This is a genomic window from Mucilaginibacter sp. FW306-07-L (assembly GCF_058782065.1).
Window position 1 is genome coordinate 2,126,384 of sequence record NZ_JBYSXI010000001.1, and the last position, 13,172, is coordinate 2,139,555.

Annotated in this window: 14 protein-coding genes and 1 other RNA gene; 6 read left to right on the forward strand and 9 right to left on the reverse strand. The window is 43.1% G+C overall.

What is annotated here, in order from left to right:
- Nucleotides 1-30: 30 nt before the first annotated feature.
- The gene (dinB, locus tag AC3WJC_RS09280; protein WP_492398802.1) at nt 31-1,215 is read right to left on the reverse strand and encodes a DNA polymerase IV; all 1,185 of its coding nucleotides are present in this window, start codon (nt 1,213-1,215) and stop codon (nt 31-33) included.
- A 76-nt stretch (nt 1,216-1,291) separates the two neighbouring features.
- On the opposite strand from dinB, the gene AC3WJC_RS09285 reads away from it, so the two are divergent.
- From AC3WJC_RS09285 to AC3WJC_RS09300, 4 genes are all read left to right on the forward strand, one after another.
- Entirely contained in the window at nt 1,292-1,843 is a 552-nt protein-coding gene (locus tag AC3WJC_RS09285) for a 2'-5' RNA ligase family protein (protein WP_492398803.1), read from the forward strand.
- 100 nt (nt 1,844-1,943) lie between these two features.
- Nucleotides 1,944-2,043, forward strand: an RNA gene (gene ffs / locus AC3WJC_RS09290) — signal recognition particle sRNA small type.
- 91 nt (nt 2,044-2,134) lie between these two features.
- Nucleotides 2,135-2,797, forward strand: coding sequence for a fructose-6-phosphate aldolase (gene fsa / locus AC3WJC_RS09295; protein ID WP_492398804.1), 663 nt, complete (start codon nt 2,135-2,137; stop codon nt 2,795-2,797).
- A gap of 153 nt (nt 2,798-2,950) precedes the next feature.
- Nucleotides 2,951-3,913, forward strand: coding sequence for a YpdA family putative bacillithiol disulfide reductase (locus AC3WJC_RS09300; protein ID WP_492398805.1), 963 nt, complete (start codon nt 2,951-2,953; stop codon nt 3,911-3,913).
- Nucleotides 3,914-3,916: 3 nt separating this feature from the next.
- Here AC3WJC_RS09300 and AC3WJC_RS09305 read toward each other — a convergent pair whose 3' ends face one another.
- From AC3WJC_RS09305 to AC3WJC_RS09320, 4 genes are all read right to left on the reverse strand, one after another.
- Nucleotides 3,917-4,834: a ribonuclease Z gene (locus AC3WJC_RS09305; RefSeq protein WP_492398806.1), complete on the reverse strand. Its 918-nt coding sequence runs from the start codon at nt 4,832-4,834 to the stop codon at nt 3,917-3,919.
- Between the two features lie 21 nt (nt 4,835-4,855).
- Nucleotides 4,856-5,233 (reverse strand): STAS domain-containing protein, encoded by a 378-nt coding sequence (locus AC3WJC_RS09310; RefSeq protein ID WP_492398807.1) that lies wholly within the window; start codon nt 5,231-5,233, stop codon nt 4,856-4,858.
- A 49-nt stretch (nt 5,234-5,282) separates the two neighbouring features.
- The gene (locus AC3WJC_RS09315; protein WP_492398808.1) at nt 5,283-6,227 is read right to left on the reverse strand and encodes a phosphoribosylaminoimidazolesuccinocarboxamide synthase; all 945 of its coding nucleotides are present in this window, start codon (nt 6,225-6,227) and stop codon (nt 5,283-5,285) included.
- A 128-nt stretch (nt 6,228-6,355) separates the two neighbouring features.
- On the reverse strand, nt 6,356-7,315 hold the full coding sequence (locus AC3WJC_RS09320) for a PhoH family protein (protein WP_492398809.1): 960 nt from the start codon (nt 7,313-7,315) through the stop codon (nt 6,356-6,358).
- A gap of 100 nt (nt 7,316-7,415) precedes the next feature.
- Here AC3WJC_RS09320 and AC3WJC_RS09325 point away from each other — a divergent pair, with 100 nt between their 5' ends.
- Both AC3WJC_RS09325 and AC3WJC_RS09330 read left to right on the forward strand, forming a co-directional pair.
- Nucleotides 7,416-8,192: an SAM hydrolase/SAM-dependent halogenase family protein gene (locus tag AC3WJC_RS09325; protein WP_492398810.1), complete on the forward strand. Its 777-nt coding sequence runs from the start codon at nt 7,416-7,418 to the stop codon at nt 8,190-8,192.
- 118 nt (nt 8,193-8,310) lie between these two features.
- Nucleotides 8,311-9,711, forward strand: a complete 1,401-nt coding sequence (locus tag AC3WJC_RS09330) for an MBL fold metallo-hydrolase (protein WP_492398811.1) — start codon at nt 8,311-8,313, stop codon at nt 9,709-9,711.
- A 206-nt stretch (nt 9,712-9,917) separates the two neighbouring features.
- Here AC3WJC_RS09330 and AC3WJC_RS09335 read toward each other — a convergent pair whose 3' ends face one another.
- The 4 genes from AC3WJC_RS09335 to AC3WJC_RS09350 form a co-directional block, all read right to left on the reverse strand.
- Complete coding sequence (locus AC3WJC_RS09335; RefSeq protein WP_492398812.1) at nt 9,918-10,865, reverse strand: D-2-hydroxyacid dehydrogenase; 948 nt, start codon at nt 10,863-10,865, stop codon at nt 9,918-9,920.
- Between the two features lie 81 nt (nt 10,866-10,946).
- Nucleotides 10,947-12,014: a 3-phosphoserine/phosphohydroxythreonine transaminase gene (serC, locus tag AC3WJC_RS09340; RefSeq protein ID WP_492398813.1), complete on the reverse strand. Its 1,068-nt coding sequence runs from the start codon at nt 12,012-12,014 to the stop codon at nt 10,947-10,949.
- A 146-nt stretch (nt 12,015-12,160) separates the two neighbouring features.
- A complete protein-coding gene (gene rpe / locus AC3WJC_RS09345; protein ID WP_492398994.1) occupies nt 12,161-12,829 on the reverse strand; it encodes a ribulose-phosphate 3-epimerase in 669 nt (222 codons plus the stop codon).
- Nucleotides 12,830-12,891: 62 nt separating this feature from the next.
- Complete coding sequence (locus tag AC3WJC_RS09350) at nt 12,892-13,164, reverse strand: hypothetical protein (protein ID WP_492398814.1); 273 nt, start codon at nt 13,162-13,164, stop codon at nt 12,892-12,894.
- Nucleotides 13,165-13,172: the final 8 nt, after the last annotated feature.

Genomic DNA, 13,172 nt, shown 5'->3' on the forward strand with positions numbered 1-13,172 from the left:
CAGGGTTGCCAGTAGCAGCCCTGTTTTGTTTTATCCCTTTAAAAACGGGTTAAAGTTACGGGTGCCTATTTCCATACCGGCGGCGCGGCATACCGTTTTATCGCCAAACTTAAAGTTAATGTTATCCATGGCCTGGTAAAGGCGGATGCGTTCCTCATTATCTTCAAACAAGTTGATCTGGTAGCGGCCTGTAGCCAGGTTGCTCAGTCTTACGCCTATTAACCTTACCGGCCGGTGACCGTTCCATGCCTTTTTGAGCAGGTTTTTGATACCCGGAATCAGGATGTGCTCGGCAGCGCTAAGCGAGATCTTTTCCTGTACGGTATGAGTTTCAAAGTTGGCATACCGTATCTTGATGGCCAGGCAGGATGCCAGCTTATCCTCTTTACGCAGTTTGTAAGCCAGTTCCTCCGTCATGCTTACCAAAATAGTTTCCAATGTTCGCCTGTCAGACACATCATGATGAAAGGTATGTTCGCTTGAGATGGATTTCCGGTCCGAATGCGGCATGATCTCGCTATGGTCAATTCCCCTCGCCTTCTCCCATATAAATATACCCGCCTTGCCAAAAACGGTTTGTAAAAAACGCAGCTCCACCTTTTGCAGGTCGCCTATTTTTTCGATGCCGTATTCATACAGCTTTTTACAGGTACTCTCGCCAAGCATGGGTATCTTACTGATAGGCAGCGGAGCCAGAAAATGCATCTCGCCGCCATGGGGTACCAGTAATTGTCCGTTGGGCTTAGCTTTGTTGGTAGCCATTTTAGCAACCGTTTTGCTGGATGCCATTCCGAATGATATGGGCAGCCCCGTATCACGCATTACCTTTTGCCGAAGGTCTGACGCGATCTGATAAGGGTCATGGAACCTGTCCATGCCGGTCAGATCAATATAAAATTCATCAACCGATGTTTTTTGGTACAGCGGCACCGCATTATGGATGATCTCGGTTACCTCTCGGGATGCTTCTGAATACCGGCCATGGCTGCCATGCAGTACAATAGCGTGCGGACAAAGTTTAAGTGCCTGCCTGGTAGGCATGGCCGAATGTACGCCGTACTTGCGCGCCTCATAACTGCATGAGGCTACTACACCTCTATCGGCCGACCCGCCGATGATCACGGCCTTGCCAATAAGCTCAGGATTGAACTTACGCTCTACTGATACGAAGAACGAATCAAGATCAATGTGTACGATGTATCGCTTGCCGGACATAGCACAAATATCAAAAATAAATTTGTATTTACTAAAAATATTAGCAAATATTGCAGATCAAAAACTAATTGCTACCATGCACTACGCCGACTATATGATGCTACTCTCCCCGCCCGAAGAGGTTATTTGTGAGATAAAACGATACAAACAAGCATCTGCCAAACACATCGGGCAGTTTGATAGTATGCACGCCAAAGCGCACATCAGCATTTGCATGGCCGACAGGCAAAAAACGTTTATTATTGAACCCTCCCTGCAACGCATGGAGCAAAAGCTGAGTACCATGCCCCCCATCGTACTGCACATTAAGGGTTTCAATTATTTTAAACATGGCGACCGAAGCATGACGATCTATGCCAACGTAAGTCAGACAGATGCCGTAAAAAAATGGTTCAGGCTATTGTTGCAAAACATGAACCTGAAAATCAATGTTACGCCGCACATTACCATCGCGCGTAATATATCTATAGAACAATTTGAGCGGCTTTGGCCGTTTTTTATCAAGGCACAGTATAACGATGTTTTTAAGATTGATGGGCTAACGGTATTAAAACGCGATACTTTCGGGCACGAACAGCACTGGCAGCAACATAAGGTATTGCCATTCCACAATCGATTTTTTAGCTAAGTTTAGCACTAATGATAATTATTCGTGCTGATTATAAGTGTGTTAAATACACAATGTGCAATTTATGTTGTGGTGACGAAATGTTTGCTATATTTGCGGTGGGTAAGTCTTTTACGACCAGCTCCTCTTGAACTCCCCCAGGGTGGGAACACAGCAAGGGTAGAGGGTTGTAGCGGTGCGATAAAAGTAGCTTACCCATTTTTTTTAACTCGACCTTTTGTTACCTGAGTTTCTTCAATTATTACCCGGGTAATTACTTTTTTGTTATTTCAACAAAATCATCATAATAGAATGAAATTTTTTATTGATACTGCAAATCTTGCACAAATCAAAGAAGCACACGAAATGGGTGTTTTAGATGGTGTAACAACAAACCCATCGTTAATGGCTAAAGAGGGTATTACCGGCCATGACAATATTATTAACCACTACAAAGCTATTTGCGAAATTACCGATGGTGATGTAAGCGCCGAAGTTATAGCAACTACTTATGACGAGATAGTAGCTGAGGGCTTAGCCCTTGCTAAACTGCATGAGCGTATTGTGGTTAAAGTACCTATGATTAAGGATGGTATAAAAGCTATAAAATATTTCACTTCACAAGGCATCAAAACAAACTGTACACTCGTATTTTCAGCCGGACAAGCTTTGTTAGCTGCCAAAGCGGGTGCTACTTACGTATCTCCTTTTGTTGGCCGTTTGGATGATGTTTCAACCGATGGTATACAACTGATTGAAGATATCCGCTTGATTTATGATAACTACGGTTACGAAACGCAAATATTAGCTGCTTCTGTTCGTCACCCTATGCACATTATACAATGCGCTAAAGTTGGTTCGGATGTAATAACCGGCCCGTTAAGCGCTATTGGCGCGTTGCTTAAACACCCTTTAACCGATACCGGTTTAGCTCAGTTTTTAGCTGACTATCAAAAAGGCGCTAACAAAGCGTAAGCAACAGCTACAACAATATTAAAATGTCATCCTGAACGGATGCGGTACTATTAAGTAAGGTAATTTAAACATTACCATGACCGAAGAAATACCGCGAACATCCTTCAGAATGACATTTTTTGTTTTAATTTACATTTGCTGATATAATAACAAATGCTTGATATACTCATTATAGGTGGCGGCCCAATTGGTTTGGCGTGTGGTTTAGCCGCGCAAAAAGCCGGATTAACTTACAGGATCATCGAGAAAGGCTGCCTGGTAAACTCCCTGTATAACTATCCCTATACCATGACTTTCTTTTCCACGTCGGACAGGTTGGAGATTGGCGGTATTCCATTTGTTACCATCAATAACAAACCCAACCGTGCCGAAGCCTTGGAGTATTACAGGCGGGTTTCGCTATCAAATGAGTTACCCGTTAATTTGTTTGAAGAGGTTACCAAAGTAAAGCGCAATGGCGAACATTATGATATTACCACCAGCAAAGCATCATACCAGGCTAAATACGTTGTGCTGGCCACCGGCTTTTATGATATTGCCGTTAACCTGAACATACCGGGCGAAGACCTGCCCAAAGTAAAACACTATTATAAAGACCCGCACTATTACTCCCTACAGAAAGTGATAGTGGTGGGTGCCAGCAACTCCGCTATTGATGTGGCCTTGGAAACCTACCGCAAAGGAGCTGAGGTAACTTTGGTAGTGCGCGGAAGCGAGGTGAGCAGCCGGGTTAAATACTGGGTACGGCCTGATATTATCAACCGTATTGAGGAAGGCAGCATCAAGGCATACTTTAACTCAGAACTGGCGGCTGTACGCGAGCATGAGGCGGACATTAAAACTACCGAGGGTATGGTTACCATACCGAATGATTTTGTTATGGCGATGACGGGTTATAAACCCAACTTTAATTTTTTGAAAAAGCTGGGCATTGAACTTTCAGCAGATAAATTGATTCCGCACTATAATCCGGAAACAATGGAAACCAATCAAGCGGGCATGTATTTGGCTGGTGTTGTTTGCGGTGGACTGGATACGCATTTATGGTTTATTGAAAACTCACGCATTCATGCCGAAATGATCATCGGAGATATCTTAAATAAGAATAAGGCTTAACTCCTACTCGTCAACAATAAACGTTTTACCTTCTACCGCTAACTCCGTATCCGGAAATAGGGAACGGGCTTCATCAAGCAGATCATTAAGCGTTTTATAACGTGCCGAAAAGTGGCCGATCAGTAATCTTTCAGCTCCTGTTTGTACAGCTACATCAGCGGCCTGCAGTGCCGTTGTGTGATACGTATCCCTAGCACGCTCTATAATATCATTCATAAAGGTAGCTTCGTGGTATAGCAGCGTAGCACCCTTTATCTGCTCAAAATAATGTGAGCTGTAAATGGTATCAGAACAATAAGCATACGTTTTTGGTTCCGGCGGCGGTATGGTCAGGCTGTCATTAGCGTAAACTTTCCCGTCAGCGGCGGTGTAATCACGACCTGCCTTTATCGCGCTGAAGTAAGCCACCGGTACTTCAAGTTCTTCTATCCGCTCTTTAATTAGCTTACGGGTACGTTTTTTTCCCCTGAATATAAAACCCGTGCAGGCTATGCGATGAAGCAAGGGAATGGTCTCAACCGTAAAATCATTATTCTCAAATATCTGCTCAGGCTTTTCGGCATTGGTAGCTTTAAAAATAAGCGGATATTGCAGCGTGGTTTCAGAGTATTTGAGCTGCATTTCGATGATCTCGATCAGCGGCGCAGGCCCAAAAAGATTCATCGGTTTTTTACGGCCGTTTAAATGCAGTGATGACAGCAAACCTACCAAACCGAGGTAATGGTCGCCATGCAGGTGGCTGATAAATATACAATCGATGCGGCTTGCCTTAATGTCAAACCGCATCATTTGCTGCTGACTGCCTTCGCCGCAGTCAACCATGTATAAGTGTTCGTTAATATTGAGTACCTGGGCCGTAGGGTTACGGTTGTAGATAGGCGTTGCCGAACTGCTTCCAAGTATTGTAACTTCAAACTTCATACCCGGAAAACAATCAAAAAGTTATTTTAGTTCCCTTTTAAGTTCTTTTTCTATCTCTTCCATAAAAATAAGGTCGATAGCCTCTTCGCAGGTGGGAACAATGCTTAGCACGTTTTCCAGTTGTGATATGGTAACCAGACGGTTAACCGCGTCATTCAATCCGCAAAGAATAAAAACACCCTCGGAATTTTTACACAAGCGATGCCCTACCAGCAGGCTGCTCAGGCCCGATGAATCAGCAAATTTAACCTGCGAAAGATCAAGGATGATGTTTCGCTGTCCTTCGGTATTGATCAGGATAAGCTCTGATTTAAGTTGAGGAGTGACCAATGAATTTAACTTTGATTCATTCAGCTTCACCAATATATACTTCTCGTGTTTGTCAACAGTAAATTTCATTGTCAGTTTATTATGTAGCTAATATAGCAATTTTTTAATATTTGAATAATTACAAGGCAGCCAGTGCCTGTTTAACATTACCCTCTACCCGCTTTAAAATATCATCGCTTGATGAGCGAATAAACTTTTCGCCCGTTATCTGCTCGTAAAGCTCAATATACCGTTCGGATATGGATAATATCTTCTCTTCAGTCATTTCGGGCACGGTTTGCCCGTCCTTACCCTGAAAACCATTCTCGATCAGCCACCTTCTAACAAATTCCTTTGAAAGCTGTTTTTGCGGCTCGTTGTTTTTTTGGCGGTCGGCATAACCCTCGCTGTAAAAATACCGCGATGAATCGGGCGTATGAATTTCATCTATCAGGTAGATCACGCCGTCGGCCTTGCCAAATTCATATTTCGTGTCTACCAATATCAGGCCTTGCTCGGCAGCTATTTCGGTGCCCCGTGCGTATAATTCCTGTGTATAAGCTTCCAGTTTTTCATAATCCTCAGCAGAAACAATGCCTTTGGCCAGTATCTGTTCTTTGGAGATATCCTCATCATGCCCAACTGATGCCTTGGTGGTTGGTGTAATGATAGGCTGAGGTAGCTTATCGTTCTCTTTTAAACCTTCGGGTAAAGCTACGCCGCATACTTTTCGTTTACCGGCGCTGTACTCGCGCCAGGCATGGCCGGCCAGGTAACCACGTATCACCATTTCCACCTTAAAAGGCTCGCATATACGACCGATGGTAACACTCGGGTCGGGCACACTAATTACCCAGTTAGGTACAATATCTTCAGTAGCTTTTAAAAACTTGGCCGCTATCTGGTTAAGCACCTGCCCCTTAAACGGAATTGGCTCCGGCAGCACCACATCAAAAGCTGATATGCGGTCGGTAACCACCATGGCCAGGTATTTATCTTTTATCGTATATACATCGCGCACCTTGCCTTTGTAAAAAGCAGTTTGCCCGTCAAAATTAAAATGTGTTTCTTTTATCGCGTCCATTAGTTTTAGATAGTGAGTAGTGAGATGTGAGTAGTGAGATCACCACCCTAAATCCAAACTCCTAATATTATTATTATTAAATATGATGTTATTGTCTAATATCTCCTATCTAACATCTCAAATCTCAATTACTGTATATCCCCGTAAGCCTCCAGTATGCGCCTTACCAGTTTGTGGCGCACCACATCATCTCCGCTCAAGTAAATAATATCGATGCCCTTAATATCTGTTAGTATGCGCAAAGCCGTGTGCAGGCCCGATTGCTGTTTTTTAGGCAGATCGATCTGCGTTACGTCGCCGGTTACAATAAACTTGGCGGTTGGGCCCATACGCGTTAAAAACATTTTTAACTGCATGTCGGTAGCGTTTTGTGCCTCATCCAATATTACAAAACAGTTATCAAGCGTACGGCCGCGCATAAATGCCAGCGGCGCGATCTCGATAGTACGGTTCTCTAAGTAAGTTTTCAGCTTTTCGGGCGGAATCATATCGTCCAGCGCATCATAAAGCGGGCGCAGGTACGGGTCTATCTTCTCTTTGAGGTCGCCCGGCAAAAAGCCAAGGTTCTCCCCTGCTTCAACAGCCGGGCGGGTAAGTATAATACGCTTTATTTCTTTGTTTTTTAACGCACGTACAGCCAAGGCTACAGCGGTATATGTTTTACCGGTACCAGCAGGGCCAATAGCGAATAATACATCATTTTTCAGGATGCTATCAACCATGCGGCGCTGGTTGGCCGTGCGTGCCTTAACCATAATACCGTTATGGCCAAAAACAATCACCTCACCCATGGCTGATTTATCTACCGGGTTTTCATTAACCGGAGCCAATGATACCTTTGAGCCCAGTATACGCTCTATATCAGTTATATTAAGGTTGTCGTACTTTTCAACATGCTGCAGCAGGTAACCGAATTTTTCACTAAAAACCAATAACTCCTGCTCATCACCCAACACCTTTACGTCGTTACCCCGCGCAACTATTTTTAACTTTGGGTATTGCTTTTTAATGATCTCAAAATGATCATTATTAGGCCCCCAAAGTACCGCCGGATTGATGTTTTCGATAGATAATTTTAACTCGTTCAATACAAATTGATTTTTAGTTGCTGATTTTTATGAATTAAAAATTGAATATTTGTAGCGCTTATCGCTTGTACAAGATTAGCAATAAATATTTATATAATTAATGGCAATAATAACTTTAACTACTGACCTTGGCGATAAGGATATATACCTTGCGGCCCTCAAGGGGAGTATTTTAAAATTGTTGCCCGAGGTTAATATTGTTGATATTACCAACAGCGTATCCACCTTCAATATACAACAGGCAGCCTTTATTTTAAAGAATAGTTTTCACTATTTTCCGGATAATACGGTACACCTGATAGGGATTGATACGGTATATAATTCCTTTACTAAATACCTGGCTATCCATTATAAAAATCATTTTTTTGTTGGGGCTGATAACGGTATTTTCTCGTTGATGTTTGATGATGAACCTGAGGAGGTTTACGAGATCAACATTATGCAGGATCTTAAATTTTTACACTTCCCGCTGGCTGATATTTTTGTTAAAGCAGCCTGCCACCTGGCACGCGGCGAACGTATTGACGAGATAGGCCTGCGCATCAGTGGCATTGAAAAGAAGATGAATCTACAGCCCGTGGTCGAGAAAAACCTGATCAAAGGTGCTGTGATCTATATCGACTCCTTCCAAAACGTGATCACGAATATTACCAAGGAGTTTTTTAATACTATACAACAAGGCCGCCGCTTCACCTTATATTTTAAGCGGAACGAAACCATCAACCATCTAAGCTGGCATTATAATGAGGTGCCCGAAGGTGAAAAGCTGTGTTTATTCGGCATCAGCGATCACCTTGAAATTGCCATAAACAAAGGCAATGCCAGCGGCTTACTTGGCCTCAACCTTGGCGATAGCGTGATTATTGAGTTTGAATAACAGCACCTTGTAACATTTATTTTAATTAACGGCAAACAGGGCATTTTGGCTTAACTTTGCTGCTGAGTAAATTACTCAACCATGCCTGCGTTTTGGGCAACTAACTGATGGGGATTTAATGAAATTAACTATACATGGTGCCGCCCGCCAGGTTACCGGAAGCATGCACTTGCTTGAGGTAAATAAATATAAAATACTGGTTGACTGCGGGTTGGATTACGAGCGTGAACGGCATCTGCAAAGCAACGAAAACTTTCCGTTTGATCCGGCTGATATTGATGTGGTGGTGCTTACCCACGCGCATATCGACCACTCCGGCAACCTGCCTACATTGATACGTATGGGTTACCAGGGCCAGATACTGAGCACCGCTCCTACCGCTGACCTGACAGAACTGCTTCTGCTCGACTCGGTAAGCATATTTATGAACAAGGCCAACAAAGGCCGCAAGCATAGCCGTAACCGGGGCAAGTTCAATAGCGGTGCGCAGCAGCCTTTATACCTGCAAAAGCATGTAATGGATGCCATGGAGCGCTTTGTCACTATTGGCTTTAATAAACCTTTCCGGCTAAACGGTGATGTTGAGCTCACCTTTATACCCGCCGGCCACCTGCTTGGTGCCGCTGCCGCTGTACTAAAGGTTAATGATAATGGTGAAGAAAAAACGATTGCCTTTACCGGCGACATCGGCAGAAAGAATTACCCGGTACTTAATGACCCGCAACCTTTACCACCTATTGATTACTTGGTGAGTGAAGCTACGTATGGCGGCCGCTTTCATACCAAAGGCAAAACGGTTGAAGATGCATTGATAGAAACTATTGACAAAGCCTGCATTAAAGAGCAGGGCCGGTTAATTATCCCAGCATTCAGTATCGGGCGTACGCAATCGTTAGTTTTTGCACTTAACAATATATTTATCAATGGTTTACTGCCGTCAGTTAAAGTTTTTGTTGATAGTCCGATGGCTACTATGGCAACCCGTGTATTCCGCAAATACCATTACCTGGTTAACGAAGAAGCGCAGGAGTTTTATAACAAAAAGGGTGACGAGTTTGAGTTTGACAACCTTACTTATGTAGAAACGCTGAAGGATAGCCGACAGGTATCAAATTACTTCGAGCCTTGCATCATCATATCTTCCGCGGGTATGTTGGAAGGCGGACGTATACAGGATCACCTGTTTTATAACATTCAGAATTACTACTGTACTATCCTATTTATAGGCTATTGCGCAAAAGGCACATTAGGCCATCGCCTGCTACGTGGCGACCCTATCGTTCACATCAAAGACCGTGACCTTGCTGTCTATGCTACCATCAAACAGACGGATGTGTTAAGCGCCCATGGCGATCATGAGGATTTAATGAACAATATTCTCTCGCAGGATAAGGATAAATTAAAGCATGTTTTCCTGGTACACGGCGAAACGTCAAGCATGGATGCATTAGCTGTCTCTATTAAAGAAGCGGGGTATCATGCCACTGTTCCTGAAAAGGGTGTACATTATATATTATAATTTCGACCAATATTGAATTTGTCATTTCGAAGCGATACGAGAAATCTGTCTGCGTTTATAATAAAGCGATATGATTTCTCCTCGTACCTCGTTCGAAATGACAAATACTTTTAAATTACTCCTTCTTGAAAGGATTTATGAGAGATACAAAAAAGTCCACAAACATTTCTGTTCATGGACTTTCAATATCAGTTCAATAAAACTTCTTACTTCTTAAAATGCTCGATGATCAGGCTGGCCAACTCTACTCCAATTCTTTCCTGAGCCTCGTTAGTAGCCGCGCCAATATGCGGAGTTAAAGAAATTTTAGGGTGAGAAAGGATTTCCTGGCGAGGGGTTGGTTCATTGTCGAATACATCCAATGCCGCGAATGAAACTTTACCACTGTCTAACGCGCTGATCAAAGCTGTTTCCTCAATCAAACCACCACGTGAGCAGTTGATCAGGCCTACACCTTTTTTAAGGAGTTCTAATTCTGCTTCACCTATCAGTGCTTTCTCAACAAATGGGGTATGCAACGTAATAAAGTCGGATTGTTTAAGCACATCCTCAAATGAGGCCGTTTTTACCGAAACATTCACCTTTGTACCTCCGCCTAAAACAATCTCCAGTTCAGGGTTAAAAGGAAATACATCATAAGCCACTACTTCCATGCCTACGCCGATGGCTATCTTGGCAACCTCACGCCCAATACGGCCAAAGCCTAAAATACCTAAGGTTTTACCACGCAGTTCTACACCTTTAGCGTAAGCTTTTTTAAGTACGTTAAAGTTGGTAGCACCTTCAACAGGTGTTTTACGGTTGCTGTCATACAAAAAACGAACGCCACCATATAAATGGGCGAATACCAGCTCAGCTACAGATAATGATGATGATGCCGGTGTATTATACACGGCTACGCCTTTTTCCTTAGCATAATCAACATCAATATTATCAACACCTACGCCACCACGGCCAATCAGTTTAATGTTAGGGCAGGCATCTATAAGCGCTTTACGCACTTTTGTGGCGCTACGTACGGTAATAGCATCGTACTCGTTTAAACGTGCAGGCAGTTCATCCTGCGGTATATTGTTGGTATCAACGGTAAAGCCGGCTTCCTCAAGCATTTGCTTGCCTACCGGGTCAATACCGTCATTAGCTAATATTTTCATTTTGTAATAGTCATTTATGTCATTGGTCATTGATCAACCATCATCTATGTAATGACTATTGACCAATGACTGCTGACCATATTATTTATTCTTTTCAGCAAACTCCTGCATGGCTTCAATCAGTACATGTACGCTGGTTATTGGCAGCGCATTGTAAATTGATGCCCTGAAACCACCAACACTTCTGTGTCCTTTAAGGCCTACAATACCTTTTTCGTCACATAGTTTAAGGAATGGTTTTTCGTGCTCTGGGTTTTCGGCCACAAAGCATACATTCATGTTCGAGCGGTCTTCAGTAGCGGCAACAGCCTTAAATAATGGGTTGCGGTCTATTTCCGTATACAAAGCTTTTGATTTCGCGATGTTCTCTTTTTCAATAGCTTCAACACCACCTTTTGCCTTAACCCAGTTTAAGGTTAACATGGATACATAAATGGCAAATACCGGCGGGGTGTTGTACATTGAACCACCTTCAATTTGTGTTTGGTAGTTAAACATTGCAGGAATACTGCGGCCTGTTTTGCCCAGTATCTCATCCTTAACAATAACCAATGTTACACCCGCAGGACCCATATTTTTCTGCGCACCCGCGTAGATCAGGCCAAAGTCGGCAACATTAATTTTGCGGCTGAATATGTCTGACGACATATCGCAAACAACCGGTACCGGCGACGGGAAAAAGTTTTGCAGTTGCGTGCCGTAAATAGTATTATTTGATGTTATGTGAAAATAAGCTGCATCGGCAGGTATTTCAAAATCCTTAGGGATGTAGGTAAAGTTGCTCTCTTTTGATGAAGCGACTATTGCTACTTCGCCAAAATATTTAGCCTCTTTAAGGGCTTTGTTTGCCCATACGCCGGTTTCAAGATACGCGGCCTTACCACCTTCCGGCAGCAGGTTATAAGGCACCAGGGCAAATTGCGTGCTTGCACCACCTTGTAAAAACAATACCGAGTAACCTTCAGGTAAGCTGAACAACTCCTTAACTAAACGTACAGCTTCATCTAAAACAGCTTCAAACTCTTTTGATCTGTGCGAGATCTCAAGGATTGATAAGCCTGTACCATTAAAATCAATAACAGCCTGAGCAGCCTGCTTTAATACCTCCTGAGGTAAAATGCCAGGCCCGGCACCAAAATTATGCTTCATATAATTTGTTGAAATGTGAATGCTAAAACACTTTGGTCAGTTAGTATATTAACACGCCGAAGTTAATTATTTTGACAAAGTATATAGAGATTATTTGCTTTTTGTTGAAAAAAAGCGACACTTTATTAACAATTCAGCGAATGGCATTATGCCAGCCGAAGCGGCTGTGCATTTTTAAGTGCTGATATAGCTTGGTGCTGGTTATCCGCTGAAAACACCGAACTGCCTGCTACCAGTACATTGGCTCCGGCCTCAACAAGCTGGGCTGCATTGTTTACGTCTACCCCACCGTCAATCTCAATGTAGAGCTTAGGGTTATGGTACTCGGCAAGGGCGCGCAATTGCTTTATTTTTTTATAGGTATTGGCTATAAATTTTTGCCCGCCAAACCCGGGATTTACCGACATGATGCAAACCTGCTCTACGTCTGTAATAACATCTTCCAGTAAAGCTATATTGGTATGCGGGTTAAGTGCTACACCTGCCCTGCATCCTAAATCTTTTATGGCTTGTATGGTACGGTGCAAGTGCGGGCAGGCTTCGTAGTGTACCATAATGCCATCGGCACCGGCATCTTTAAAAGCCTTTAAATAACGATCCGGCTCAACAATCATCAAGTGAACATCCAGCGGTTTGGTGGCATATTGCTTTACCGCCTTTATAACCGGGAAGCCAAAGGAGATATTAGGTACGAATAAACCATCCATTACATCAACGTGTATCCAGTCGGCTTCGCTGTTGTTAAGCATTTCAATATCACGCTGCATATTGGCAAAGTCTGCCGCAAGTATGGAAGGGGCAATTAATGGCTTCATGGCGGTAAATATAGGCATTGCGCTAATGCGGTTTAAACTTTGTTAAAAATTTGAATAGCTGATCAATCGCAGTTTAACAACAGGTCGTAATATTTTTTCATTAAAACCGTATCGTAATTAACCAGTGAGCTGTAAGCCTCGGACACCAGTTCATTAAGTATAGATGCGCCTAACTGCCCGGCACCATTCGGAATGGAATCGTAATACTTGATCAGATCTTTTACGCGAATAATTTCATAAAGCAGCAACTGCACCAGATCCGCATGCGCATCAGATTTAACCCCTTGTGGGTTATTACTCAAAAAATCTAAAGGATCAAGGGGCGAAAGATTCATTTTTTATT

Bases quoted from the DNA above. Each gene is read 5' to 3' on its own strand.
- dinB (WP_492398802.1), bottom strand. From the start codon at position 1,215: ATGTCCGGCAAGCGATACATCGTACACATTGATCTTGATTCGTTCTTC.
- AC3WJC_RS09285 (WP_492398803.1), top strand. From the start codon at position 1,292: ATGCACTACGCCGACTATATGATGCTACTCTCCCCGCCCGAAGAGGTT.
- fsa (WP_492398804.1), top strand. From the start codon at position 2,135: ATGAAATTTTTTATTGATACTGCAAATCTTGCACAAATCAAAGAAGCA.
- AC3WJC_RS09300 (WP_492398805.1), top strand. From the start codon at position 2,951: ATGCTTGATATACTCATTATAGGTGGCGGCCCAATTGGTTTGGCGTGT.
- AC3WJC_RS09305 (WP_492398806.1), bottom strand. From the start codon at position 4,834: ATGAAGTTTGAAGTTACAATACTTGGAAGCAGTTCGGCAACGCCTATC.
- AC3WJC_RS09310 (WP_492398807.1), bottom strand. From the start codon at position 5,233: ATGAAATTTACTGTTGACAAACACGAGAAGTATATATTGGTGAAGCTG.
- AC3WJC_RS09315 (WP_492398808.1), bottom strand. From the start codon at position 6,227: ATGGACGCGATAAAAGAAACACATTTTAATTTTGACGGGCAAACTGCT.
- AC3WJC_RS09325 (WP_492398810.1), top strand. From the start codon at position 7,416: ATGGCAATAATAACTTTAACTACTGACCTTGGCGATAAGGATATATAC.
- AC3WJC_RS09330 (WP_492398811.1), top strand. From the start codon at position 8,311: ATGAAATTAACTATACATGGTGCCGCCCGCCAGGTTACCGGAAGCATG.
- AC3WJC_RS09335 (WP_492398812.1), bottom strand. From the start codon at position 10,865: ATGAAAATATTAGCTAATGACGGTATTGACCCGGTAGGCAAGCAAATG.
- serC (WP_492398813.1), bottom strand. From the start codon at position 12,014: ATGAAGCATAATTTTGGTGCCGGGCCTGGCATTTTACCTCAGGAGGTA.
- rpe (WP_492398994.1), bottom strand. From the start codon at position 12,829: ATGAAGCCATTAATTGCCCCTTCCATACTTGCGGCAGACTTTGCCAAT.
- AC3WJC_RS09350 (WP_492398814.1), bottom strand. From the start codon at position 13,164: ATGAATCTTTCGCCCCTTGATCCTTTAGATTTTTTGAGTAATAACCCA.